The sequence below is a fragment of the Ruegeria sp. AG7 genome (assembly GCF_056541545.1).
Genome location: NZ_JBQFYP010000015.1, coordinates 48980 through 74642, shown reverse-complemented (window position 1 = coordinate 74642; position 25663 = coordinate 48980). Strand labels below are relative to the sequence as shown.

The 25663-nt window shown below is 57.0% G+C and carries 24 protein-coding genes; 16 read left to right on the top strand and 8 right to left on the bottom strand.

Translation table 11 applies throughout. The features are described 5' to 3' along the window. Positions 1–69 precede the first annotated feature (69 nt). The 8 genes from soxB to ACR0BF_RS16970 all read left to right on the top strand — a co-directional run bounded on the left by soxB (position 70) and on the right by ACR0BF_RS16970 (position 8975). Positions 70–1767, top strand: a complete 1698-nt coding sequence (gene soxB, locus ACR0BF_RS17005; protein ID WP_480625376.1) for a thiosulfohydrolase SoxB — start codon at positions 70–72, stop codon at positions 1765–1767. Positions 1768–1832: 65 nt separating this feature from the next. Then, the gene (gene soxC, locus ACR0BF_RS17000; protein ID WP_480625375.1) at positions 1833–3104 is read left to right on the top strand and encodes a sulfite dehydrogenase; all 1272 of its coding nucleotides are present in this window, start codon (positions 1833–1835) and stop codon (positions 3102–3104) included. Further along, a complete protein-coding gene (locus ACR0BF_RS16995; RefSeq protein WP_480625374.1) occupies positions 3088–4128 on the top strand; it encodes a c-type cytochrome in 1041 nt (346 codons plus the stop codon). Before soxC ends, ACR0BF_RS16995 begins: the two co-directional genes overlap by 17 nt. A 29-nt stretch (positions 4129–4157) precedes the next feature. Then, positions 4158–4838 carry a c-type cytochrome gene (locus ACR0BF_RS16990; protein ID WP_480625373.1) on the top strand — a complete coding sequence of 227 codons (681 nt, stop codon included), beginning with the start codon at positions 4158–4160 and terminating at the stop codon, positions 4836–4838. 24 nt (positions 4839–4862) lie between these two features. Further along, positions 4863–6125: an FCSD flavin-binding domain-containing protein gene (locus tag ACR0BF_RS16985; protein ID WP_480520615.1), complete on the top strand. Its 1263-nt coding sequence runs from the start codon at positions 4863–4865 to the stop codon at positions 6123–6125. Positions 6126–6205: 80 nt separating this feature from the next. Beyond that, on the top strand, positions 6206–6640 hold the full coding sequence (locus ACR0BF_RS16980; protein ID WP_480625372.1) for a DUF302 domain-containing protein: 435 nt from the start codon (positions 6206–6208) through the stop codon (positions 6638–6640). A 1-nt stretch (position 6641) separates the two neighbouring features. Then, positions 6642–7865, top strand: coding sequence for a 5-aminolevulinate synthase (hemA, locus tag ACR0BF_RS16975; RefSeq protein ID WP_480625371.1), 1224 nt, complete (start codon positions 6642–6644; stop codon positions 7863–7865). A 51-nt stretch (positions 7866–7916) separates the two neighbouring features. Beyond that, on the top strand, positions 7917–8975 hold the full coding sequence (locus ACR0BF_RS16970) for a YeeE/YedE family protein (protein ID WP_480625370.1): 1059 nt from the start codon (positions 7917–7919) through the stop codon (positions 8973–8975). 1 nt (position 8976) lies between these two features. On the opposite strand, the gene ACR0BF_RS16965 is transcribed toward ACR0BF_RS16970, so the two are convergent. The 3 genes from ACR0BF_RS16965 to ACR0BF_RS16955 form a co-directional block, all read right to left on the bottom strand. Beyond that, complete coding sequence (locus tag ACR0BF_RS16965) at positions 8977–9921, bottom strand: MBL fold metallo-hydrolase (protein ID WP_480607006.1); 945 nt, start codon at positions 9919–9921, stop codon at positions 8977–8979. Beyond that, on the bottom strand, positions 9918–10844 hold the full coding sequence (locus ACR0BF_RS16960; RefSeq protein WP_480607003.1) for an MBL fold metallo-hydrolase: 927 nt from the start codon (positions 10842–10844) through the stop codon (positions 9918–9920). Before ACR0BF_RS16960 ends, ACR0BF_RS16965 begins: the two co-directional genes overlap by 4 nt. 94 nt (positions 10845–10938) lie before the next feature. After that, on the bottom strand, positions 10939–11784 hold the full coding sequence (locus ACR0BF_RS16955; RefSeq protein ID WP_480520607.1) for a LysR family transcriptional regulator: 846 nt from the start codon (positions 11782–11784) through the stop codon (positions 10939–10941). A gap of 86 nt (positions 11785–11870) precedes the next feature. Here ACR0BF_RS16955 and ACR0BF_RS16950 point away from each other — a divergent pair, with 86 nt between their 5' ends. Continuing rightward, positions 11871–12338, top strand: coding sequence for a c-type cytochrome (locus ACR0BF_RS16950; RefSeq protein WP_480478107.1), 468 nt, complete (start codon positions 11871–11873; stop codon positions 12336–12338). Between the two features lie 14 nt (positions 12339–12352). Continuing rightward, positions 12353–13240, top strand: a complete 888-nt coding sequence (locus tag ACR0BF_RS16945; RefSeq protein WP_480625369.1) for a c-type cytochrome — start codon at positions 12353–12355, stop codon at positions 13238–13240. 92 nt (positions 13241–13332) lie between these two features. On the opposite strand, the gene nagA is transcribed toward ACR0BF_RS16945, so the two are convergent. The 4 genes from nagA to ACR0BF_RS16925 are packed head-to-tail and all read right to left on the bottom strand — an operon-like array spanning position 13333 to position 17151. Next, the gene (gene nagA, locus ACR0BF_RS16940) at positions 13333–14466 is read right to left on the bottom strand and encodes an N-acetylglucosamine-6-phosphate deacetylase (protein ID WP_480625368.1); all 1134 of its coding nucleotides are present in this window, start codon (positions 14464–14466) and stop codon (positions 13333–13335) included. Beyond that, the gene (locus ACR0BF_RS16935; protein ID WP_480520601.1) at positions 14463–15491 is read right to left on the bottom strand and encodes an SIS domain-containing protein; all 1029 of its coding nucleotides are present in this window, start codon (positions 15489–15491) and stop codon (positions 14463–14465) included. Before ACR0BF_RS16935 ends, nagA begins: the two co-directional genes overlap by 4 nt. 29 nt (positions 15492–15520) lie before the next feature. Beyond that, positions 15521–16276 (bottom strand): GntR family transcriptional regulator, encoded by a 756-nt coding sequence (locus ACR0BF_RS16930; RefSeq protein WP_480606991.1) that lies wholly within the window; start codon positions 16274–16276, stop codon positions 15521–15523. After that, the gene (locus ACR0BF_RS16925) at positions 16273–17151 is read right to left on the bottom strand and encodes a glucosamine kinase nucleotide-binding domain-containing protein (protein WP_480625367.1); all 879 of its coding nucleotides are present in this window, start codon (positions 17149–17151) and stop codon (positions 16273–16275) included. Before ACR0BF_RS16925 ends, ACR0BF_RS16930 begins: the two co-directional genes overlap by 4 nt. 166 nt (positions 17152–17317) lie before the next feature. Between ACR0BF_RS16925 and ACR0BF_RS16920 the strand changes: the two genes are divergently transcribed. The 6 genes from ACR0BF_RS16920 (at position 17318) to ACR0BF_RS16895 (ending at position 23339) form a co-directional block, all read left to right on the top strand. Then, the gene (locus ACR0BF_RS16920; protein WP_480625366.1) at positions 17318–18205 is read left to right on the top strand and encodes an N-acetylmuramic acid 6-phosphate etherase; all 888 of its coding nucleotides are present in this window, start codon (positions 17318–17320) and stop codon (positions 18203–18205) included. A 24-nt stretch (positions 18206–18229) separates the two neighbouring features. Next, positions 18230–19483, top strand: a complete 1254-nt coding sequence (locus tag ACR0BF_RS16915) for an ABC transporter substrate-binding protein (protein ID WP_480520597.1) — start codon at positions 18230–18232, stop codon at positions 19481–19483. 66 nt (positions 19484–19549) lie between these two features. Continuing rightward, complete coding sequence (locus tag ACR0BF_RS16910; RefSeq protein WP_480606982.1) at positions 19550–20464, top strand: carbohydrate ABC transporter permease; 915 nt, start codon at positions 19550–19552, stop codon at positions 20462–20464. Between the two features lie 12 nt (positions 20465–20476). Continuing rightward, positions 20477–21316 carry a carbohydrate ABC transporter permease gene (locus ACR0BF_RS16905; protein WP_267366204.1) on the top strand — a complete coding sequence of 280 codons (840 nt, stop codon included), beginning with the start codon at positions 20477–20479 and terminating at the stop codon, positions 21314–21316. Then, positions 21313–22347, top strand: a complete 1035-nt coding sequence (locus ACR0BF_RS16900) for a Gfo/Idh/MocA family protein (protein ID WP_480625365.1) — start codon at positions 21313–21315, stop codon at positions 22345–22347. The genes ACR0BF_RS16905 and ACR0BF_RS16900 overlap by 4 nt, the downstream gene beginning before the upstream one ends. Next, positions 22344–23339, top strand: coding sequence for an ABC transporter ATP-binding protein (locus ACR0BF_RS16895; protein WP_480606977.1), 996 nt, complete (start codon positions 22344–22346; stop codon positions 23337–23339). The genes ACR0BF_RS16900 and ACR0BF_RS16895 overlap by 4 nt, the downstream gene beginning before the upstream one ends. An 83-nt stretch (positions 23340–23422) precedes the next feature. On the opposite strand, the gene ACR0BF_RS16890 is transcribed toward ACR0BF_RS16895, so the two are convergent. Continuing rightward, positions 23423–25642, bottom strand: coding sequence for a CHASE2 domain-containing protein (locus tag ACR0BF_RS16890; protein ID WP_480555192.1), 2220 nt, complete (start codon positions 25640–25642; stop codon positions 23423–23425). Positions 25643–25663: the final 21 nt, after the last annotated feature.

The following is a 25663-nucleotide window of genomic DNA, read 5'->3' as shown; positions in this document are numbered from 1 at the left end:
ATTGTCGGGCGCGGGTTTTTCATTTCTACTACATTCACACATTTATATGTGAAACAGGAAAGCCGACAGATGATATCGCGACGTGATTTTCTACAGGTCTCCATGGCGGCCTCAGCGCTATATGGGGCATCCGGTTTAGGGAACTGGGCAAGGCTGGCGGCCCAGCAAAGCCTGAGCCAGGACCAGTTGCTGGAATTTGAGACCTTCGGAAATATCAGCCTGATTCATATCACCGATATCCACGCGCAGCTTAAACCGATCTACTTCCGCGAGCCCGAGGTCAATCTGGGCATCGGAGACGCGCGCGGGCAAATGCCGCATGTGACGGGGGCCGCGTTTCGCAAGGCTTATGGGATCGAAGATGGCAGCCCGTCCGCCTATGCGCTTACCTACAATGACTTTGCTGCATTGGCAAAAACGTATGGCCGCGTCGGAGGGCTTGACCGGGTCTCGACTGTTATCAACGCCATCCGTGCCGACCGGCCAGATGCGCTGTTGCTGGATGGGGGCGACACCTGGCATGGCTCGTATACCTGCTATCAGACGGCGGGTCAGGACATGGTCAACGTGATGAATGCACTCAAGCCCGATGCGATGACATTCCATTGGGAGTTCACGTTGGGCAGCGAGCGGGTCAACGAGATCGTCGAAGGTTTGCCCTTTGCGGCGCTAGGTCAGAATATCTTTGACGCGGAATGGGATGAACCTGCGGAACTTTTCAGGCCCTACAAGTTCTTCGAGCGCGGCGGGGCCAAAGTTGCCGTTATCGGACAGGCTTTCCCGTATATGCCAATTGCCAACCCCAGTTGGATGTTCCCGGAATACTCGTTCGGGATCCGGGATGAGAACATGCAGGCCATGGTGGACGAGGTGCGCGACGCCGGTTCCGATGTGGTCGTTGTCCTCAGCCATAACGGCTTTGACGTGGATAAGAAGATGGCGAGCCGTGTTCAGGGGATTGACGTAATCCTGAGCGGTCACACCCATGACGCATTGCCTGAACCGGTTCTGGTCGAAAAGACGCATATCATCGCGTCCGGCTCGAACGGCAAGTTCGTCAGCCGCGTTGATCTGGACGTGCGGGATGGCCAGATGATGGGGTTGAAGCACAAGCTGATCCCGATCTTTTCAGACGTCATCGCGCCTGATCCGGCAATCACGGCCCTGATCAACGAACAGCGTTCACCATATGATGCGGCGCTAAGCGAAGTGATTGGCAAGACGGACTCGCTGCTGTATCGCCGCGGAAACTTCAATGGCACGTGGGACGATCTGATCTGTGACGCACTGATCAGCGAGCGCGAGGCGGATATTGCCATGTCGCCGGGTGTGCGCTGGGGACCGTCGATCCTGCCCGGTCACGAGATCACGCGCGAGGATATCTGGAACGTCACCTCGATGTCTTATCCGAATGCGTATCGCACGGAAATGACGGGTGAGTTCATTCACGTGATCCTCGAGGATGTTGGCGACAACCTGTTCAACCCCGATCCCTATTACCAGCAGGGTGGCGACATGGTGCGTGTCGGCGGACTTGGATACCGTATCGATGTGACCAAACCGCAAGGGCAGCGGATCAGCGACATGACCCTGCTCAAGACTGGTGAGGCGATTGATCCGGCGAAATCCTATGTTGTGGCCGGTTGGGCCAGCGTCAACGAAGGCACCGAAGGCCCGCCCATCTGGGATGTCGTCGAAAACCACATTCGCAGCCAGGGTACCGTAACTGTCGAACCGAATACATCGGTCGAGGTGATCGGAGCCTGACAGCGCGAACCGAACTTCAAACATTGAATACAAGATTTGCTGATCGAATGACGGAGGCAAACAAGATGAGCGAGAACCCAAGGGGAAAAGCCCCATCGCGTCGCCAGTTTCTAAGCGGTGCCGCCGCGGTTGGCGTAGGTGCGGTCGGAGCCTCAGCGGCGCGCGCCGCAGGCCCTGACCCGCTGATCACGCAGGTTCAGGAATGGGCACAGTCAACGGGCGAAGGCGTGGATGCAACCCCCTACGGCCTGCCAATCCAATTCGAGAGTGATGTTGTACGGCGCAATGTCGATTGGTTGACCGCAGACACGATCAGTTCGATCAATTTCACGCCGATCCACGCGCTGGACGGTACGATCACCCCGCAGGGATGCGCGTTCGAGCGGCACCATTCGGGTGCGATCGAGCTGAGCAAGGCGGACTACCGTCTGATGATCAACGGTCTGGTCGAAACTCCGCTGATCTTCACATATGAAGATCTGGAACGTTTCCCGCGTGAAAACCGTATCTATTTCTGCGAATGCGCTGCCAATACCGGTATGGAATGGGCCGGTGCGCAGCTCAACGGCGCGCAGTTCACGCACGGAATGATCCACAACATGGAATACTCCGGTGTGCCGCTGCGTACCCTCCTGGAAGAAGCGGGGGTAAAGACCGAAGGCAAATGGGTTTACGTCGAAGGCGCGGATGCTTCCTCGAACGGCCGCTCAATCCCACTGGAAAAGGCAATGGACGACGTACTTGTTGCGTTCAAAGCCAATGGTGAGGCATTGCGCAAAGAACACGGCTATCCGGTCAGGCTGGTCGTTCCCGGCTGGGAAGGCAACATGTGGGTTAAGTGGCTGCGCCGCGTCGAGGTCACCGAGATTGCTATCGAAAGTCGCGAAGAGACATCCAAGTATACGGATACACTCGAAGACGGAACATCACGCAAATGGACATGGGTAATGGACGCCAAATCGGTCGTCACCTCGCCCAGCCCGCAAGCGCCGATCACGCATGGGCCGGGGCCGTTGGTGATCACCGGGTTGGCCTGGTCCGGGCGGGGCTCGATTACCGGCGTCGATGTGTCGGTGGATGGTGGCAAGAACTGGGCTGCGGCCCGTCTGGCGGCCCCCGGAACAGACAAGGCGCTGACCCGGTTTTACTTGGACCATAACTGGGACGGTACAGAGATGCTGTTGCAGGCCCGCGCCAAGGATTCGACCGGTTACGTCCAACCCAGCAAAGCTCAGCTGCGCGACGTGCGTGGTGAGAACTCGATCTACCACAACAATTGTATCCAGACCTGGTGGATCAAGGAAAACGGAGAGGCGGAAAATGTCGAAGTATCGTAAGCTATTGGCCGCCTCGGCCCTTGGGTTGTGCGTGGCGGTTCCAGCCCATGCAGACAAGCTTGGACTTGGGCGCCCTGCGTTGCCCGAAGAAATCGCAGCATGGGACCACGACGTTGCACCTGACGGAACCGGATTGCCCGAAGGGTCCGGCGACGTGTTCACCGGTGAAGAGGTCTTTGCCGAACGGTGCGCGATCTGTCATGGCGATTTTGCAGAAGGTGTGGGCAATTGGCCGAAACTGGCGGGCGGCGAGGGCACGCTTGCGGATAAGGACCCGCTGAAAACAGTGGGCTCCTTCTGGCCGCACCTTTCGACGGTATGGGACTATGTGAACCGTTCGATGCCGTTTGGAGACGCACAATCGCTGGAGCCTGACGATGTTTACGCGATTGTCGCCTATATCCTGTATTCCAACGACATCGTTGATGATGAGTTCACGCTGTCGCACGAAAATTTCCTTGAAGTGGAAATGCCGAATGCCGGGGGTTTCATCGTGGATGACCGCGAAACGGCCGAGGCGCATTTCTGGACGGATGAGCCATGCATGACGGATTGCAAAGAAGGCGTGGAAATCACCATGCGCGCCGCCGTTCTGGATGTAACGCCTGACGAAGCCGGGGCTGAAAGCGCGGACCCGGCATCTGTTTCCGAGGAAGCACCCGTCGAGGTCGAAGAAACCGCTGACGACACAGCGGCACTTGATCCCGAAATGATCGAAAATGGCGAAAAAGTTTTCAAGAAGTGCAAGTCATGCCATCAGGTCGGCGAAGGGGCCAAGCATCGCACGGGTCCGGCATTGAACGGCGTTGCCGGTGCCAATGCGGCCGCCGTCGAAGGCTTTAAGTACTCCAAGGCCATGAAAGCTGCCGCCGAGGATGGCTTGATCTGGACGGATGAAGAGATGGCCGCGTTTCTGGCCAAGCCTAAAGCCTACATGAAGGGGACACGTATGTCCTTTGCCGGGCTGAAGAAACAGGATGAAATCGACGCGGTCATCGTTTACCTGAAGTCGTTCGGAAGCTGATCATGTGGCGGCGGTGGGCAACAGGTTTCATGTTTGCTGCGAGTATCCTGACAACTGCCGCCACCGCGACCGAAGACTTGGGCGATGCTGTAGCCGGCAAACTTGTGTTTGCCCAATGCAAAGAATGTCATCAGGTCGGCGCCGGTGCTGAAAACAGGATCGGTCCGCACCTGAATGGTGTATTTGGCCGCCGGGCTGCCGGGCTAGTGGAGTTCACCTATTCCAAAAGCCTGATCCGTGCAGGTACTTCGGGGCTGGAATGGCACGCCGACACATTGTCTGCTTACATTGAAAACCCCCGCGCCTTCGCATCCGGCACCAGAATGAGCTTTCGTGGGCTCGAGAACCCGGAAGATCGGGCCAATGTAATTGCCTATTTGCGTGTTTTTTCCGACAACCCGCAGGACATCCCCGAAGCCGACCCAACGGCAAAGAGAACGGACCATTCCGTAAACCCCGAAATCCTCGCGATACAGGGTGATCCAGAATACGGCGAATATCTGAGCAGCGAATGCACGACATGCCACCAGATAGAGGGAGGCGATGATGGGATTCCCTCGATCGTTTACTGGCCCGACCAGGATTTCGTTGTCGCCATGCACGCCTACAAGGACAAGCAGCGGCCCCATCCCGTCATGCAGATGATCGCGGGCCGCCTGAGCAGCGATGAGATCGCGGCATTGGCCGCTTACTTCAACAACCCACAGTGACAATGCCCAAGGGGAGGAAACGCGATGACACTCAACAGACGGACATTTCTGGGAACCGCAGGGGTACTTGCCGCCGGGCTGTCGGCCCCGATGGTGCTGGCGCAGGGAAAGCCCCGTGTCGTGGTCGTCGGGGGCGGGGCAGGCGGCGCAACCGCCGCGCGCTATATTGCCAAAGACAGCAAGGGCGAGATTGACGTCACCCTGATCGAGCCGTCCAAAACATATTACACTTGTTTTTTCTCGAACCTGTATCTGGGCGGGTTTCAGGAGCTTTCGGACATTGCGCACAGCTATGGCACGCTTGCCGCAAAATACGGTATCAACGTGGTTCACGATTGGGCCGTCGGTGTCGACCGCGACGCCAAAACCGTCTCGTTAGCGGGTGGCGGATCTATTCCATATAACAAACTGATCCTGAGCCCGGGTATCGACTTTGTCGATGGCGCGGTCGAGGGGTGGGATGTGACTGCACAGAACAAGATGCCGCATGCGTATAAGGCGGGCTCTCAAACCGAGCTGTTGAAGGCGCAGGTTCTGGCGATGCCCGAGGGTGGAACCTTTGCGATGGTCGCGCCGCCGAACCCGTACCGTTGCCCCCCCGGACCTTATGAGCGGGTTTCGATGGTTGCGCATGTGCTGAAGGCGAACAATCCGACAGCGAAAATCATCATTGCTGATCCGAAAAACAAATTCTCCAAGATGTCTTTGTTCCAGGAAGGTTGGGCCGACCACTACGAAGGCATGATCGACTGGATCGGAGAGGATTTTGGCGGCGGCAATGTCTCGGTCAATCCGGATGCCATGACGGTGACCATCGATGGTGAAGAAACCAAGGTCGATGTCTGCAACGTGATCCCGGCCATGAAAGCCGGGCGTATTTCGGAAATGGCCGGTGTGACCGATGGCAACTGGGCACCGGTGAACGCGGCGGACATGTCATCGAAAGCTGACCCTGACATCTATGTTCTTGGTGATGCCAGCCAGCAAGGCGATATGCCGAAATCCGGTTTTTCGGCCAACAGCCAGGCGAAAGTCTGCGCCAATGCCGTTCGCGGTGCATTGACCGGATCAAAGATATTCCCGGCCAAGTTTTCGAACACGTGCTGGTCGCTCATTGATACGGATGACGGGGTCAAGGTTGGTGCGACTTATGAAGCAACGCCAGAAAAGATTGCCAAGGTGGACGGCTTTATCAGCCAGACAGGCGAAGACTCCGACCTGAGAAAAGCAACCTACCAAGAGTCGCTGGGTTGGTATGCCGGTATCACATCGGACATGTTCGGTTAAGAAACGCCAAGGCTTTGACCGGTGTCAAAGCCTTGGCGGTGAAATCTGAAGAAATGTGGTTCAGGAGGAGGAACATCATCATGAAACACTTTATCGCATCAGCCGCTTTTTCGGTTGCATTAGCAAACCCGGTTTTTGCAGGGGAGGTCATTGCCGTCCCCTTTGACGGCAGCTTTGATGACGCCACCTTTGCCGTTGAATCAGCAATTGTTGGGCAGGGGCTGGTTATCGATTATGTGAGCCATGTTGGTGACATGCTGAACCGGACGGGGGCGGATGTCGGCAGCGACAAGCAGATCTTCACAGCCGCTGAAATATTTATCTTTTGTTCCGCAAAGCTCTCGCGCGAGGTGATGGAGGCCGACCCGATGAATATCGGCTATTGCCCCTACGGGATCTTCGTGGCCGAGGACGAAGGCGGTGTCAAAGTGGGCTACCGAAGCTATCCTGACGGACCGATGGAGAAAGTCGAAGCCCTGTTGGCCGGTATCGTAGAAGAAGCCGTTGGAAACTGACATGAACTACCAACAGTTTTTTCGTGATCAGCTAGGGCAATTGCAGGCCGAAGGAAATTACCGGGTCTTCGCCGAGCTTGAGCGTCATTGCGGAGAATTTCCAACTGCACACAACCATGCAGAAAACGGACCTGAGAAAGTCACAGTCTGGTGCTCGAACGATTATTTGGGAATGGGTCAGCATCCAAAGGTTCTGGCGGCCATGCACCGCGCGATCGACACCTGTGGCGCAGGGGCTGGCGGGACTCGGAATATTTCGGGGACCACGCATGAACATGTTCTGCTTGAGCAGGAGCTTGCGGATCTGCATGGCAAGGAAGCAGCGCTGCTATTCACGTCCGGGTATGTTTCAAATTGGGCTGCTTTGGGAACTCTGGCTTCGCGAATTCCCGGTATCACGGTTCTGTCCGACGAATTGAACCACGCGTCGATGATCGAGGGTATCCGTCACAGTCGTTGCGCAAAGCGGGTCTGGAAGCATAACGATTTGAAGGACCTTGAACGACATCTCATGGACCTGCCATCCAACGCACCAAAACTGATCGCGTTTGAAAGTGTGTATTCGATGGATGGCGATATCGCGCCGATTGCCGAAATCTGCGATCTGGCGGATCGGTACGGCGCGATGACCTATCTGGACGAGGTTCATGCCGTCGGGCTGTATGGGCCGCGCGGTGGCGGCATCGCTGAACGTGAAGGGTTGATGGAACGCCTGACGGTTATCGAAGGCACGTTGGGCAAAGCGTTCGGCGTGGTTGGTGGATACATCGCGGCGTCAAAGGAACTTGTCGACTTTGTCCGTTCCTTTGCCAGCGGATTTATCTTTACCACAGCATTGCCCCCGGCCGTCGCCGCCGGCGCCGCAGCATCCGTCTGGCACCTCAAGCATAGCAATGAGGAGAGGTGCCTGCATCAGCAACGCGTAAGCGAGGTTCGGAGCAGGCTGGACGCTTTGGGCATCCCGCACACGCCCAACCCAAGCCATATTATCCCGGTTATGGTCGGTGATCCGGTCAAGTGCCGCTTCATCTCGGATGTTTTGATGCGCGACTATGGGATTTATATCCAGCCGATAAACTATCCCACTGTCCCGAAAGGCACCGAACGTCTTCGGATCACACCGTCACCTGTACATTCGTCAGAAGACGTAACCCTGTTGGTCGAGGCATTGGGTGCGTTGTGGACACAGTGCCAGCTTGCGCGCAAACCGATGGCCGCACAGTGAGAACTTGACGGAAGGCAAAGACGGACACGTAAAGAGGTGAGAGTTTTGTCTATGGAACGCCTCATCGATCTGCTGGGAGATTCGGGCACATTGGCTGCCGCCGGTTTGCTTGTTGGCATCCTGTTCGGAGTCACCGCTCAGAAATCTCAATTCTGTTTGCGGGCATCCACTGTTGAAGTCGCCGAGGGCGAGCTTGGCCCCCGTCTGGCCGTCTGGCTGGTCGCGTTCACGTCGGCGCTGACGCTGGTACAGGGGTTCGTCTCGATTGAATGGCTGGATTTGTCCGAGGCGCGGTCAATTGCGTCGACAGGCAGCCTGAGTGGCGCGGTGATCGGCGGTTTGATGTTTGGCGTCGGAATGATTTTGGCGCGCGGATGCGCGTCGCGCCTGTTGGTGTTGGCCTCATGCGGCAACCTGAGGGCTATGGTGACGGGGCTGGTTCTGACGTTGGTCGCGCAAGCGGCTTACACAGGTGTGCTCAGCCCCGCGCGCGAGGCGCTGTCCGGTCTTTGGACGATCGCAGGTGGCAACGCGCGCGACCTTTCGGCACTACTTGGGTTTTCGCCGATCGCATACACCGCCTTTGCCGCAGGGACATTTGTTCTGGCCGTCGTGTTTGCAGCGCGCCAGCAGGTTACAATGACAAAGATTGTCATGGCAGCCGGAGTTGGTGTCGCTGTGGCGCTTGGCTGGTTGATGACATTTGCGATTGCACAAGCCTCCTTCGACGTCGTGCCGGTGTCTTCGGTCACGTTCACCGGCCCGGCAACGGACACATTGATGGCGCTGGTGGCTGAGCGGAACATTGCCCTGTCCTTTGGCATTGGTCTGGTTCCGGGCGTTGCAATTGGCGCCGCTGTTTCTGCCATTCTTTCCGGCGAGTGGAAGATCGAACAATTTGGCCCGGATACTCCGATGGAGCGCTACCTTGTGGGGGCCGTCTTGATGGGATTTGGTGCAATGTTGGCAGGTGGCTGCGCCGTTGGTGCCGGATTGTCCGGGGGATCGTCCTTGTCGCTAACTGCGTGGCTTGCCGTCTTCTCGATGTGGGTCGGGGCCGTCGCCACCCATCGGATGATGATGCGAATGCTCGTTCTTCGGCGGTCCTGACTTATTCGAATTCCATCTGTTCGTAGACACGACCGGCGTTTTTTGTGGCCAGTTCCTCGAACGTGTCCAAATGGGCATAAGGGGTTTGGTTGACGTAATAGGCCTCGGCCAGATCCCCGCCTGCATCCATATGTTCCAGTATCTTTGCGCGCAGGTAGACCAGATAATCACGTGTATACCGGCGCACCTGATCCATGTTCGTAGGATGACCGTGCCCGGGGATCACATATGTGGCTTCCAGTGCCTCGAACTCATTGTCCCAGGTCTCAAGCCAATCTGCGGTGTAGGTGTCCTGAAAGATCGGCAGCATACGTTCGTGAAATGCCATGTCACCCGCGATGACAAGGCTTTGATTGGGCAACCAGATCGAAATGTCGCCGGGGCTGTGCGCAGGTCCAAGATGTTTGGCCTCGATGCGAAAATCGCCGAGTTCGACGATGTATTCATCGTCAAACGTTTCTGTCGGACCGGCCAGAAAAGTTCCTTTTGCCTTGTCCTTGTTATATGCCTGCATCCCTTCAAGGATTTGCGGCCCATATTCTTCGAACTCAGCCGCCGCATCTGAATGAGCGACGATGGGCACTCCAAGTTCCGACCAGTAGGCGTTCCCCAGCATGGCGTGCCCCTGACCGTTTTCGTTAAAGACAAGCTTCACGGGTTGATCCGTGATCGCTTGGATCTCTTTGTGAAGCGCTTCGGCAAGCGCATAAGCCGCGCCACCGTTGATGACGACAACGCCCTCTCCGGTCACGATGAAGCTGAGGTTGTTGTTGTGGCCCGAATTCTCATAGGTTGGGGGTGCGGTTGCACCGATGGCGGAAAAGACGCCGGGAATAAACTCGACAGGTTTCGAGTAAAGAACGCTCTGCGGGTACTGGTCAGCAATATCCTCACTGGCCCAGGTTTGTGTGGCCAGGGTACAGGCAATCAACAAAGCGCGCATCATGCAGGCTCTCCAATAAATCGATAGGTCGAACCGGCCTTTTCGACACGGCCAAATCCGCCATTTGGCAGATGGAATCCAATAATATTCATTTGGGCATGAGAAATCTGATCCAGCAGCGATTTCCGTGCACTTGCCGCGGCGTCGGGGTCCTGATCCGTACCGCTGCGCCAATCCGGACGCTCGAACGCGACGTGCGGATTGCCGAGCGCATCGCCCACGACCATCACCGCGTCACTGCCTTTGCGAATCTCGAAGGACATATGTCCGGGCGTGTGCCCGAAACTAGCGCGTGCTGCGATACCGGGAAGGATTTCCTGCCCATCATCAAAAAACGCAACCATGCCTTCGATGGCTTCCATGCGCCGCTTTGCGCCCACCGCGAAGGCCGTGCGGTCGGCCCCTATCTTTTCCACGGTTGCGGGGTTCCACCAATAGTCCCATTCCGTGCGGCCAAGATGAAATCTGGCATTGGGAAAGAGGGGATCTCCGAAGTCGTCCAGCACACCCCAGATGTGATCTGGATGTGCATGGGTGAAGATCACCTGCGTGACCTCATCCGGAGACAACCCGACGGCGTCCAAAGTTTCCGGAAGTTTGCCAGCGGTTTGCATGAAGTCGGGCCCGGCTCCAACATCGAACAGTATGGTATTCTGGTCATCGCGGTAGAGCACAATGTTGCACTCGGGCTCGTATCTGGTCAGATCTACCTGATAGCGGTTCAGAAGTTCTGTCAGCTCTGCCTCGGGCATTGCGCCAAAGACCATTTCGGGCGGCAACGACAGATACCCATCTGACAAAGTCGAAATCCTTGCCGATTGGCCAAGTGTCATTTCCGCAATCGCAAAGCTGGGTCGCAGGCAGAGCGCCAGACATGCGCCCTGAGACAGGAAGGTGCGCCGGGAGAAATGTGGGTCTCTGCTCATACATAATCATTAAGATGAATGTTTTTATTTGTAAATGATGAATGGCCCGGACGGCACATTATCTCTGGGGCTTTCCACCACTATAATTGTGATGTCACCCAGCCAGTGCATGCGGCAGGTGTTCAACCAGAGCCCGTTGCACGACCGCAAATCTTGGCGTGTGTGCGATTTCCTCTAGCGTCGCGACCCAAAGTGGAACCTCGATTCCGGGATCAATGTCGTTCAACCTGTGAAGCCGGGGATCAGCGTCGCCAATAAAAGCAGGTAAGAAAGCTCGCCCCACACCGGATGCAACCATCTGCTGAAGCACCAGAAAACTGTCTGCTCCGTTTGTCATGTCATCGGCGCGAACATGTTCAGCCAACCATTTGGCCGGGAGTGAACGGCTGAGAGCCCCATCAAGCCGAATCCATTTTTGGTCACGGGTACCGTCACTATAAACCCCAAAGTGCAACGTTCCTGCGCGCTCTCCGGTCAACCCTTCACCAAGTTGAACCGAAGGGCGGACAACTATATCCGCAGTTAACCTGGTCAGATCATGGTGACTGTTACCGCTGAGGATCGTCAGTTCGAGGCTCGGATAGAGGGCGGAAATTGAGTTTAGTACCTGCGGCAGGACAAACTGGCAAAGGCTGTCCGTGGACGCGATACGCACATGACCCGCTGGCGAACGATTTGCGCCCACAACGGCGCGTTCTACCGAAAGCACGGCGTCTTCAACGCTTTCCATGGCGGACAGAATTGTTCTGGCTTCGGGAAGTACTGAATACCCTGACGGGTCTTTCCGAAAAACAACACAGCCATATCGGTGTTCGAAGGCGGCAACTCTGCGCAGGACGGTTGCATGTGCAACGCCCAGGGCTGTCGCCGCCGCATTCAACGAGCCGTGTTTGCTGACGGCGAGGGCATACCGAATATCGTCCCAATTGTCGTTGTTCATAAATGAACAGGTGAGGCCGAATAACAAACAATTACAAGAAAAATCGTTCAAGCTATCATATGGCACATTAAACAGGGAGCCACACCATGATTAAGAAGTCTTCGATCTTTGCGGCAGGTCTTTTGTCCTTGGCCGTAGTTGGAACTGCAATTGCTCAGGATAGTGAAAACCCGGCTGTAAAAGCGCGGACTTCGATTATGCAGCTTTACGCTTTCAACCTTGGCACGCTGGGCGCCATGGCCAAGGGAGAGGCAGAATATGATGCCGAAGCGGCTACGCGAGCCGCAAATAATATTGTCGTTGTGTCGCAGATCGACCAGTCCGCGATGTGGCCAGCCGGATCGGATAATGTGTCAGACCCGTCAACCCGCGCCTTGCCCGCTATTTGGGAAAACTTCGCAGATGTCGGGGCCAAAGGGCAGGCACTGGCCGATGCCGCTGTTGCGATGCAGGCTGCGGCAGGTCAGGATGTTGAAGCTCTGAAAGGGGCGATGGGCCAACTTGGCGGAGCCTGCTCGGCCTGTCACAAAGCATACAGAGCACCGGAAAATTAAAGGAGTATTGATCAGTGCGGCGCATTCTACTTTTCGCCGTTCTAGTCATGCTTTTGGTCGGGTTGGCCGGTTTGCTGCTGACCCGACCGCAAAGGGTTGATCCAGCCCGGTTGGCCGGTCTGACCCCCGACGTGACCAGAGGGGCGTCTGTCTTCTATTCAGCAGGATGCGCCTCGTGCCACTCGGCCCCGGATGCCAGCGAGGAAGGAAAGCTTGTTCTAGCAGGCGGGCGCCGGTTTGAAACGGATTTCGGTACGTTTGTAGCTCCAAACATCTCCAGTGATCCAGACACCGGAATTGGATCATGGTCCGTGCTGGATCTGGCCAATGCCCTGAAACACGGAACAGGACCAAAGGGACAACATTATTACCCGGCCTTTCCCTATACCTCTTATGCCAAGATGACGGTCGAGGACGTCGCGGCGCTTCATGCGTTTTTGAACACCCTGCCTGCATCTGATGCGGCAAGTATCCCGCATGACGTTGGTTTCCCTTTCAATATCCGGCGCGGGCTGGGGTTGTGGAAATTTCTGTTTTCAGGCTCGGGCTGGGTGATTGAAGGTGATTTGACCGACCCGCAAATCCGGGGGCGGTATCTGGTGGAAGCTTTGGGGCACTGCGCGGAATGCCATTCACCGCGAAACGGACTGGGAGGGTTGAAGCGGGATCTCTGGCTGACCGGAGCGCCAAATCCGAATGGCAAGGGGCGCATCCCCGGTCTGACCACCGCCCAGCTTGACTGGTCCGAGGCTGACATCGCTGAATATCTGAAATCCGGTTTCACACCGGATTATGACAGCGCCGGAGGCGAAATGGTCGAAGTCATCGAGAACACCTCGAAACTAAGCGATGAAGACCGATTGGCCATTGCTGCTTATCTGAAATCCGTTCCCGTTCAGTGAATTGGCTACTGGTTGCAGAAACTCGGGCATTTGTCAGCGCAGGTCTTATGACACTGGTTCTGAGCAACGCAAAAAACGTTTGGATTGCTGGGTCAAACCAGCACGGCTACATTGCTCAGATCTCTGGCAATGCGGATCAGCGGGCATTGCTCTCCTATGGTTAACCGCCCCGCGTCGGATAATCCTGTCACTTCGGCGGGTATGCGAGTTGCGGCAGCCAATGCGTCTTCCAACGGCACTTCTGCCTGCGTGGTCAGGACACGCAGTGCTGTGGTCAAGTCCAAATCAGCCCCCGCTAAAGTGCCATCAGACAGTGTCAAACGGCCGTCTTTGCGGGAAATGCGGCGGCCTTCCAGTTCGAACATGCGCTGGTCTGTGCCAGCCGGTGCCATCGCATCGCTGACCAGAAATATCCGGCCTGGGCCCCGCTTGGCGGCCCAGGCTGTGCGCATGGCTTCAGGGTGAACATGAATACCGTCTGCGATCAGTCCGGCGTTTAATCGACCCGAGGTCAGAACCGCCCCGACAAGCCCGGGAGATCGATTGCCAAATTGGCTCATTGCGTTGAACAGATGCGTGACGCAGGACGCACCGGCTTCGGCATAGGACAAGCAGGTATCAAAATCCGCATCACTGTGGCCCAGCGAAACAACGGCGCCTGCTGAGACCAGCGCTTTCACCTGCGCAATTGACACGTTTTCTGGCGCAACCGTCAGCATCAATGCGGGCAGGGCATGCGCAGCCGCGACAAGCGTCGTCAGGTCCTCGTCATCCATGGGGCGGATCAGGGCTGCATCATGGGCACCTTTCCGAGCCACCGAAAGATGCGGCCCTTCCAGATGCAGGCCAGCGATCCCCGGAACACCCGCAGAAATCGCGGCCTTGACCGCTTCGATGGCGGCGCGGGTCTTGGCTGCGGTATCCGTGATCAGGGTGGGAAGGATCGAGGTCGCCCCAAGCGTCCGGTGCGCCTTGGCGATGCGTGCCAGTGTTTCGACAGACGGGGCGGCGTTGAACATCACTCCGCCGCCGCCATTCACTTGCAGGTCAACATAACCGGGCGCCAGTATATCGCCTTGCAGGTCGACAAGCTTGCCAGCGTCTGTCTTCACGTCAACGCCTATGTCAGCTATGCGGCCCGACTCCAGCCGCAGCGCGGCACCGTCGTGCAATCTGGTGCCGTCGTAAACAAGCCCGCCGTGGTAGGTGATCGCCTGGCCGCTCATACCGTTTCCGTCACTTTTCGCAGGTGACGTGGCGCATCCGGGTTGATCCCGCGCTGTACCGCGACCTGCTCGACCATTGAATAAAAGGACACGATAGCCGCCACCGGGTCCGTCAGCCAGTGATCCGTGCGGACATGAGGCAGCACCTCGGCCTTTGTGACCATTGCGCTGGTGGCAAATACCTGTGCTCCTTTGGCCGCGAGCGTGTCGGCAACCTCGGCCAACAGCGGCTCAGCCGGATCATTGGCGGCAAAGGCAATAACCGGGAATCCGCCTTCCACGATCGAGACCGGGCCGTGCAGCACCTCGGCCGAGGAATAGCTTTCGGCATGGATCTGGCAGGTTTCTTTGAATTTCAGCGCAGCCTCGTTCGAGATTGCTACGCTTGGTCCGCGGCCAAGCGTATAAAGCGAGCTTTGGGTGACGACAGCCGCCGCTTTGCTCCAGTCACACCGCGTGGCGGCATCAAGGTGCTTGGGCAGGTCACGCAGCGCAGCCAGAAGATCTTTGTCGCCTTTCAGTTCCGCCAGCAGCCAAAGCCCGGCAACCAGCGAGGTCACGAATGTCTTTGTCGCCGCTACACTAAGCTCAGGACCCGCGTGCAGCGGCAAAGCCGCCTCAGCCGCCAGTGCAAGGGGCGACGACGGATCATTTGTGATTGCCACCGTGCTGGCCCCGGCCTTTCGGGCACTTTTCGTAAGCTGCACGATATCCGGGCTTTTTCCTGATTGTGAAACAGAAAGGCAAAGCGCCCCGGCCACATGCAGGTCGGCGCCATACACGGACGCGACTGATGGGCCGACGGATGCCATGGGCAAACCAAGAAGCAGTTCGCTTGCGTATTTCAGAAATGTGCAGGCGTGGTCCGAAGAGCCACGCGCCGCCGAAATCATGAACTTCAGCCCGCCGTTCCGGGCGACGTCCGTCGCTGTGCTCAGGGCATCTCCGCCATTGCTGAGTAATCGCTCGACAGCAACAGGAATCTCTTCGATTTCCTGACGCATCAGGGTCGTTTTCGGGGTCATCGGGGCAGCCTTTCCATCGGAATCACAGATCATGGAGTGAGTCGCAGCTCAGCCACGAAGTCGTAGGCATCGCCGCGATAGTTGGATTTTGTGAACTCGGCGACGCGCCCGCCTTCCAGATGGGAAATCCGCTGGATGCTCAGCCCTGCTGCGCCTTCGGCGACACCGAGCAGAGCGGCATCTTCAGCCTCAAGATTAACGGCGGAAATCTTCTGGATAGCGCGAACTGGTCGGCAGCCGTTTTCTTCCAGAAGATCGTAGAGTGAGTCGCGCACGGCTAGTGGGTTTGGCAGAATGTCCAATGGCAACGAGGCACGTTCGACTGCCATGGGGCGCCCGCCAGCTTCTCGCAGGCGGCAAATGCGGGCCACCTGTCCGTCAGCGGGCAGCCCGAGTACCGCCGTTTCCTCGGGTGATGGCAGAAAAACGCCCCGTTCCAACCACTTGGAGGTTGACTCCATGCCGCGCAGGCGCATGTCCTCACTGAACGAAGTCAGATGCGAAAGCGATTGTTCTAATTTCGGCGCGGCGTTCCGCACGAAAGATCCGGAACCCTGCCGCTGTACGATTGCGCCCTGTTTCACCAATTCCTGAATGGCCTTGCGCACGGTGACCCTGGACAGGCCGGTGATCTCGGCGATTTCGCGCTCGGGCGGTAATGAGGAATTCGGGGGAAGGACACCAGCGTCGATGCCTTCTTCCAGCCGCTGGCGCAGCCGGACATAGCGCGGCCCTCCGCTTTTTTCGAGCCAGTCGTCAGAAGCCAGAAAAGAAGCTGCGTTCATGCCGAATGCTCCACTTGAAAAGCCCGGGCCAACGCGATGGCTCCGTCGATAGGCGCACCTTTGGGTTCTGTTACTGCGCCACGCGCACGATCCGGCAGATACGCCTCGTAATGTGGGCCAATACCCCCGGTCAGGCATAATGGCATGGCCGGCGTCCAGCCCATTGCTTCCAGTGCCTGCAAAAGATGCACGGCGCCTTCGCGCATAAGCGAAACCGCCCGTTCATCCCCTGACCTTGCTGCCGCTGTCACCTGTCGCGCAATTTGGCCGAATTCATGAGGTCGGGCCGCAGCCGCGAAAGCGACAATGCCGCTTGTACTTCCAAATTCGTTCAGCAAGGCCTCAGTCAGGTTGGATTTTGGCACCAGCCCATCCCATGCATCCAGCGTCACCGAAAGCGCTCTGCGCCCAATCCACTGAGCAGAAGCCTCATCCCCCAGCACGGAGCCCCAGCCACCGGCAAAGCGTCGGCCGGCTTGCGATTGAAGGGCCAGAAAAGAACCCGTCCCGCAATGGGCGATTGCACCGTCGGTTGCCTGATGCGCACCCGCCAGCGCAGGGTGACGATCATCCTCGACCAGTAAACTGTCCAACGGCAAATCCGCGGCCACTCGCTGGGCGATCTGTTCACCGGTAACACCAGCCAGTCCAAAATACGCCGGCACGGGCCGAAAGGTGTCGGGCTGAACACTGAGCTTGGTCGCAAGCATTTTCAAGCCGTCTTTCAGACGTGCAATCGCACCGTCATAATCGCTGGCAACGTTGGCTGGGCCAACCTCGACCACCAGCCGCTGCTCCCCATCGTCATAGGCGATCCGACAGGTCGTTCCGCCGCCATCTGCTGCGATGATTGGATTGTTTTTCGACCTAAGCATGATGATACCTATATAATGCCTATGCTGTAATGTAAATGCCAAAGTAAATCCAATAAGGGCAGAAAGATCAAAAATACACTGATTAATAAGGCCAATAGCGGCTGAAAAAAAATTAGTGGACAAATGGTATTGTATAGGTATGCTTTCTGGCAACGAGGAGAAACACGTGCTGCCACACATCACCGAACAACTCCACCCGGACGCATATGATTTGGGCAATCGACCGCTGGAAGAAGCGGCGCTGGCCTTGTGCAGGGGTCAGCAGGAAGCGGCCGGTGCCCCGCAGGGCGCCCTGCGTGCGATATGCGAAGGTGCCGAAGCCATGGCCCGCAGTCTGGCATCAGGCGGTTCATTGTATTACGTGGCGGCGGGGTCTTCGGGGCTGATGGCTGCGGCTGATGCAATGGAACTGGGCGGCACTTTCGGTATCGACGAAAACTGTATCCATATCCTGATGGCCGGAGGGCTGCCGCAATCCGCGCATATGCCCGGTGGAACCGAGGATGACACCGACGGGCTGGTTGAAGCGCTGGCCGGACTTACGTGCAACGACACGGTCATTGCTGTCTCTGCCAGCGGCACCACCCCGTATACACTTGAGGCGGCGCGGCTTGCTCGTGCTGCGGGTGCATGCACGATCGGGATAGCCAACAACCTGGGCAGCCCGCTGTTGGCGCAATGCGATCACGCGATTCTGCTTGCCACCCCGCCTGAACTGATTTCAGGCTCAACCCGAATGGGCGCCGGTACAGCCCAGAAAATCGCGCTGAACATGCTTTCCAGCCTTATGGCAATCAAGTTGGGTCATGTTCATGACGGGATGATGGTCAACTTGCGAGCAGACAATGCAAAGCTGCGGGCGCGTGCGACCGGCATCGTCGCCCGGATCGCCGGAGTTGATGCAAGCACCGCCCAAAACGCCCTGGCACAAGCGCAAGGAGACGCCAAATCCGCCATCCTTATCGCTGCTCGCGGCGTTTCACTGGCGGCAGCCGATGCGCGCCTGAAAGAAACGGGCGGAGTTCTGAGCGCGGCACTGACACCTGATAAATAACTGCAAACCAAATGGGAGAGTACAATGAAACGTAATAGCCTGAAACTGGCCTTGCTTGGTGGGACGCTGTTAGCCTCTGCCGCCTATGCCGAAGACGTCACGCTGACCATCGAAAGCTGGCGTAACGATGACCTGACCCTGTGGCAGGACCAGATCATCCCGGCCTTTGAAGCAAAGCATCCTGGCATCAAAGTCCAGTTCACGCCGTCTGCTCCGGCAGAATACAACGCGGTTTTGAACTCGAAACTTGATGCGGGGTCTGCCGGTGACCTGATTACCTGCCGCCCCTTCGATGCTTCGTTGGCACTTTATGAGGCTGGTCACCTGACCGATCTGTCCTCGGTCGAGGCGATGAACAACTTCTCGGACGTTGCAAAGTCTGCCTGGCAGACGGATGACGGTTCGGCCAGCTTCTGCGTGCCGATGGCATCGGTTATTCACGGCTTCATCTACAACAAGGACGCTTTTGCCGAGTTGGGCCTCGAAGTGCCGACCACGGAAGACGAGTTCTTTGCCGCATTGGACAAGATCAAGGAAGACGGCACTTACATCCCAATGGCAATGGGTACCAACGACCAATGGGAAGCTGCCACGATGGGCTACAACAACATCGGGCCGAACTACTGGAAGGGTGAAGAAGGTCGTCAGGCGTTGATCGCAGGCGAACAGAAGCTGACCGATGAAGCCTGGACAGCCCCGTACGCAACGCTGGCCCGCTGGGGTGCCTATCTGGGTGATGGCTACGAAGCACAGACCTATCCCGACAGCCAGAACATCTTCACTTTGGGCCGCGCAGCCATCTATCCTGCGGGATCATGGGAGATTTCCGGCTTCAACGCACAAGCCGATTTCGAGATGGGAGCTTTCAAGCCTCCGGTTCAGAACGCGGGCGACACCTGCTATATCTCGGACCATACGGATATCGGCATCGGCATGAACGCGGCTACGAAGAATCCTGAAGCCGCTGAAACATTCCTGACCTGGGTCGCAAGCCCTGAGTTTGCTGAGATCTTCGGCAACGCTTTGCCCGGGTTCTTCCCGCTGTCGAGCACTCCGGTCGAGTTGCAGGACCCGCTGGCCAAGGAGATCGTCGGCTGGCGTGAAGAATGTGAATCGACCATCCGCTCGACCTACCAAATCCTGTCGCGCGGAACACCAAACCTCGAGAATGAGACCTGGGGTGCATCCGTTGCCGCGATCAAAGGTGCCAAGTCGCCCGAAGAGCTGGGTGCAGAACTGCAGACAGGCCTCGCCTCGTGGTACGCACCACATCAGTAAGCTGAACCATACCCGGGCAGCATGAGTTGCCCGGGTACGCCCAGCATTCCATTGAAAGCGCTCCCCATGACCCGCCCCCGCATCCGCTGGCATATCGTCGTGTTTCTGGCACCAGCCGTACTTGTCTACACAGCGGTGATGATCTTTCCCCTGTTCAATACGCTCCGTCTGGCCCTTTACTCTGAGGTCGACCAGAGCCGCGTATTTGTTGGACTGCAGAACTTTCAAACGCTGTTTTTCGATCCGATCTGGTCGGAACAGTTCTGGAATGCGCTGGGCAACAATTTCTGGTTCTTTCTGGTTCACATGCTGGTGCAGAACCCTATCGGCGTCGCGCTGGCCGCACTGCTCAGCCATCCGCGCCTGCGATTTGCGGTGCTCTATCGGTCGGCGATCTTCATTCCGACAATCCTCAGCTTTGTGATTGTCGGGTTTGCATGGAAATTGATCTTGTCGCCCATCTGGGGCATCGCGCCTTCGATGCTGGACGCGGTTGGGCTGAAATCCCTCTTTGCCCCGTGGTTGGGGAAGGAGGAATACGCTCTGACCACTCTGGCGCTGATTTCGGTCTGGCAGTTTGTTGGTATCCCTATGATGCTGATCTACGCGGCCTTGCTGTCGATCCCCGAAGAAATCCTGGAAGCCGGGGAAGTGGATGGCATCACCGGTACAAGCGCCTTCTGGAAGATCAAGCTGCCGCTGATCCTGCCCTCGGTCGGGATCATCTCAATCCTGACATTTGTCGGCAATTTCAACGCCTTCGATCTTATCTATGCTGCACAGGGTGCTCTGGCGGGGCCTGATTTCTCGACCGATATTCTCGGTACCTTCATGTATCGCACATTCTTTGGCTTCCAGCTGCAATTAGGTGATCCGCATATGGGTTCGGCCATTGCTGGTGCGATGTTTGCAATTATCCTACTGGGTGTCTGTGTCTACCTTTTCGGCATCCAGACCCGGATGCGCCGGTACCAGCTGTAAGGAGCAGATGACATGAACAAGGCCCGCTCCAACCCGCTAAACACCTTCGCGATGCATGGTGCACTGATCTTTTATACGCTGATCGCACTGTTTCCGGTTTTCGTGATCCTGATCAACAGCTTCAAGACCCGCAAGGCTATCTTTCGCGAACCGCTGGCGCTGCCCGATGCCGACAGTTTTTCGATGATCGGATATCAGACAGTGATGAAGCAGGGGGATTTCTTCCTTTATTTCCAGAACTCTCTGATTGTGACTGTTGCATCCCTGACATTGGTCCTGCTGTTTGGCGCAATGGCGGCTTATGCGCTGAGTGAATACCGGTTCAAAGGCAACATGCTTATGGGTCTGTACCTGGCTCTTGGAATCATGATCCCGATCCGCATCGGCACTGTGGCCATCCTGGAAATGATGGTCGCGACCGGGCTGGTGAACACCCTGTGGGCGCTGATCCTTGTCTATACGGCGCAGGGCCTGCCCTTGGCGGTGTTCATCCTTAGTGAGTTCATGAAACAGGTGAGTGACGACCTCAAGAATGCGGGCCGCATTGACGGCCTTAGTGAATACACAATCTTCTTTCGGCTTGTGTTGCCGCTGGTGCGTCCGGCAATGGCAACGGTTGCCGTATTCAACATGATCCCGATCTGGAACGATCTGTGGTTCCCGCTGATCCTGGCCCCCGCGGAAGAGACCAAGACACTGACACTGGGCAGCCAGGTCTTCATCGGTCAGTTTGTGACAGACTGGAACGCGGTCCTGTCAGCCCTTTCAATGGCGATCCTGCCGGTGCTGATCCTCTATGTGATCTTCTCGCGACAGCTCATTCGCGGCATCACGTCAGGAGCGGTGAAATGACTCGCGTCCTGATCGCAGGCCTTGGGAACATGGGGCTGAGCCATGCGCTGGCACATCATCATCACCCGGACGCGCAGATTGTCGGGCTGGTGAACCGATCCGGCCGCGTGGATCACTCTGATCTGACGCGCTATCCGGTGTATTCAAGTTTTGAAGCCGCTCTGACCGAAACCAAACCGGATCTGGTTGTTATCGCGACTTATTCGGACAGTCACGCGGATTACGCCTGCGCTGCGATGGAGGCGGGTGCCCATGTGTTTGTCGAAAAACCACTCGCCACCAACGTTGTCGATGCGCGGCGTGTGGTCGAAACAGCGGCGCGGCTGAACCGAAAGCTGGTGGTGGGCTATATCCTGCGCCACCACCCTTCCTGGATGCGCCTGATCGCCGAGGCTCGCACTCTGGGTGGCCCCTATGTGTTCCGTCTGAACCTGAATCAACAATCCTCAGGGCCTGAGTGGGAGACGCACAAGGCCCTGATGCAGACCACGTCACCCATCGTGGATTGTGGTGTGCATTATGTCGATGTGATGTGCCAGATCACCGATGCAAAGCCCGATCGCGTCCATGGCATGGGACTGCGCTTGTCGGATGAAATCGCGCCTGACATGTACAATTACGGCCAGTTTCAGGTGGTGTTCGATGACGGTTCGATCGGGTGGTACGAGGCTGGCTGGGGTCCGATGATGTCCGAAACTGCGTTTTTCGTGAAGGACATCGTTTCGCCCAACGGGTCTGTTTCGATCACCGACGGAAACAAGGGCGCGTCAGCAGACATCGATGGTCATACCAAGGTTGGTGGCCTTCTGGTTCACACGCCGCAGGGCGACCGGACTATCGACATGCCTGATGAGCCCGGTCATCAGGAACTCTGCGATGCTGAACAAGCCTATATGCTGCGCGCCATCGCCGAGGATATCGACCTGACCCGCCACATGTCCGACGCCGTACAATCCCTTGCAATCTGCCTGGCCGCTGACCAAAGCATCCGCACCGGCCAACCCGTTTCTCTTGAGGAGACCAGCCAATGACCGCCCTGTCACTGAAAAACATTCACAAATCTTTTGGCAATGTAGAGGTCCTGAAGGACATCAGTCTTGAGGTTGAGGACGGCGAGTTTGTGGTTTTTGTCGGCCCTTCCGGATGCGGAAAGTCCACTCTTCTGCGCGTTATTGCAGGGCTTGAAGACGCCACATCGGGCGAGATCAGAATTGCGGGCGAGCAGGTCAATCTGACCCCGCCCTCGAAACGCGGCATCGCCATGGTGTTCCAGAGCTACGCGCTTTATCCACACCTGAATGTACGCGGCAACCTGACCCTTGCCCTGAAACAGGAACGCCAGCCGAAAACCGTGATCGACGAGCGCGTCGCCGAGGCGAGCCGGATGCTGGGGTTGGAGCCCTACCTTGACCGCTACCCATCCGAACTGTCGGGGGGGCAGCGCCAGCGTGTTGCCATCGGTCGCGCCATCGTGCGCCAACCCAAGCTGTTTCTGTTCGACGAGCCGCTGTCCAATCTTGATGCCGCTTTGCGCATGAACACCCGGATTGAGATTGCAAATCTACACAGGCAACTCTCGGCTTCGATGATCTACGTCACGCACGATCAGACAGAAGCGATGACACTGGCCGACAAGATTGTGGTGCTGCGCGACGGACGGGTGGAACAGGTCGGCACCCCGATGGAGCTGTACAACAACCCGGCAAACCGCTTTGTCGCCGGATTTCTTGGTTCACCTTCCATGAATTTTCTGCCCGCAGACAGCCTGACCCCGGGCGATGCGCGTGAACTTGGGCTGCGCCCGGAGGACATCCGCTTGGAAAGCGGCGGACCGATTGCCGGCACCGTTTCACATGTTGAACAGTTGGGTGGTGATACCAATGTCATTCTGCAAACCAGCAACGTGCCAATCACAGTCCGGTTGTTTGGCCAGTACGCGATTGCCCCGGGTGACGATGTACAATTCGGGTTTGATCCTAGCCGCGCATATTACTTCGGGAATGACGGACAGAGATTACAGTAACGGCAGTTTTCGACCCGTTCTGCACCAGTTTGTTCTGGTGTGAGCGTGACCCAAAGAGTGCAACCGCTGGAAAACATGACTGGTTATCCAAGATTGTGGCGTGTGAACATGAATTGCCCGGATGGCAGGTTCGACCGGAAGTCAGCGGCACGACCGGACAGCGCCCTGTAGAACTGACGCAAGCCGGGCTCGATGTCTTCAGCCAGATTTTCGCACTGTTGGCACAAGGTATTGACCAGGCTGTTAGGGTGTCGATTTGTGATCGCCAAAATCAGCTCTGCATGTGCAACCCTGAGTTCCTGGAACGCCGCTGTTTGCAACAGGGCCTGATCGCCCACCAAAACAAAGACGGATTCCGGGTTGGCTTTGCCTTTCAGATCAACATGCCCGGCCTCTAACATGGCCAGATTCCCATGCGTGATTTCATGGACGCCGTTTGAAACGACGATGTCGTAGTCGACCGTTCGACAGCATTGTTCGATCCGCGCTGAGACATTCACGACGTCACCGATGACCGTATAGTTGAACCGTTTCTGCGAGCCGATATTGCCGACGCAGGCCTGTCCGGTCGCAAGCCCCGTTGCCAGCGCGATAGGGGGGCGGTTTCGCATGATGTCGGATGCATTGAACTCTGCCAAAGCGCGCCGCATCTTCAGCGCGGCTAATGCAGCCCGGCACGGGTGGTCAGCGACAGGTAAAGGCGCGTTCCAGAACGCCATAACAGCGTCGCCGATAAACTTGTCGATGGTTCCTCGTTCAGCCAGTATCTGGTCGCCGATACTGGAAAAAAGCGCATTCAGCAGCGAGACCAGCTCGGTGGCAGATGCGGACTCAGACAAAGGTGTAAAACCCCGGATGTCGGAGAACATCACTGTGATATCCTGCGTCTCACCTCCCAATTGCAGCTGATGTCCCGAGGCTTCCATCTCATCAAGGATCTCCGGGGCGACGTAATGAGAAAAGACTTTTCGGATTTTGCGCTTTTCCCGTTCGGTAGACAGGAAAAGATATCCTGCCAGCAGCCCGAAATTAGCCATGCCACCGATAAGCGGAAATGTGGCGTCGAACAAAACCGACTGGTTTTGAAAGACCAGCCAACTCAATATCAGAACGGCGGCAGCGGCGACACCGCCTGCAATGAAAGATGCAACCGCACCAAAACTGGACATGACGGCAATCACGACAAGCCCGAGAAAGGCGAAGGCAAGCATTTCCTGCGCAGCGGTCACATCCGAGCGGCTTAGCATTTCGTTGGTCAGGACCTGTTCCAGCACCTGGGCGTGAATTGAAACGCCGGGAACGCTCTCGCCAAGCGCCGTCTGGTGCATATCGAATAAACCGGCGGCCGACGTTCCGATCAGTATGATCCGCCCCTCAACTTCCGCCCGAACGTCCGCATCATCCGAGCCTTTGAGGATATCGTTGGCCGAAATATACAGCTCGGGCGCATCGCGCCTGTATCTCAGCCAAATCTCGCCGTTTTCTGTTGTTGGTATCCGGTATCCCCCGACCTCAACCGCCAACATGATGCCTGTTTCATCCTGTGCACCTTCGGCCACAATATTGGTCTCGCCCAAGGCAACTCTCAGGGCTTCAATTGACAGACCCGGCAACAACCCATCCGGCCCGCGCCAAAGAACCGGCACGCGGCGCATGATACCTGTTCCCCCGATGGGCGAGACGTTGACCCCACCAATACCTGCCGCGGTCCGGTCCAACGGAGGCGCAATTGGCGTCCAATGAGGAACTGAAATTAGACCCGCGGCGGGATTTTCACCGAATTCAATGATACCTGCTTTTGCAGTGATGGGGTTTCCTTCCGCCGACATTCGTGCGGCAGTCCCAAGAACGACCGGCCAATAGGCGATTTCCATCCCAAGCAAGACATCGTTATCGAGCTTTTGAGCGTGCCGTTCAACTGTAAGAACCCCTTCCAGAGACGGATCGTTCAGAAGCCGTGAGGGGGAAAACCGGTCAGGCTCAGCGAACAACATATCAAATGCGATAGCCGCAGCACCGTATTCACCCAGATTCTGAACCATTTGCGCCACCAGAGTCCGGGGCCAGGGCCATTGCCCCCAATTGGCCAGAGAGGCTTCGTCAATATCTACAACCCGTATGGGAAGGTCGGGATTGAACTCTCGCGGAGATGACCTTTGCAGAACGTCGAAATAGATCAGACGGGCCATTCGCACCGGATAGGGATCCATGACCCGGATGAAACAGCCCACCAGGATCAGACACAATCCGACAAGGCGGAACGCCCATTTCCCTGTCTTGGTTTTGCGCTTCTCGTTGCTCACGTCGTTCTCCGAAAAAGTGAG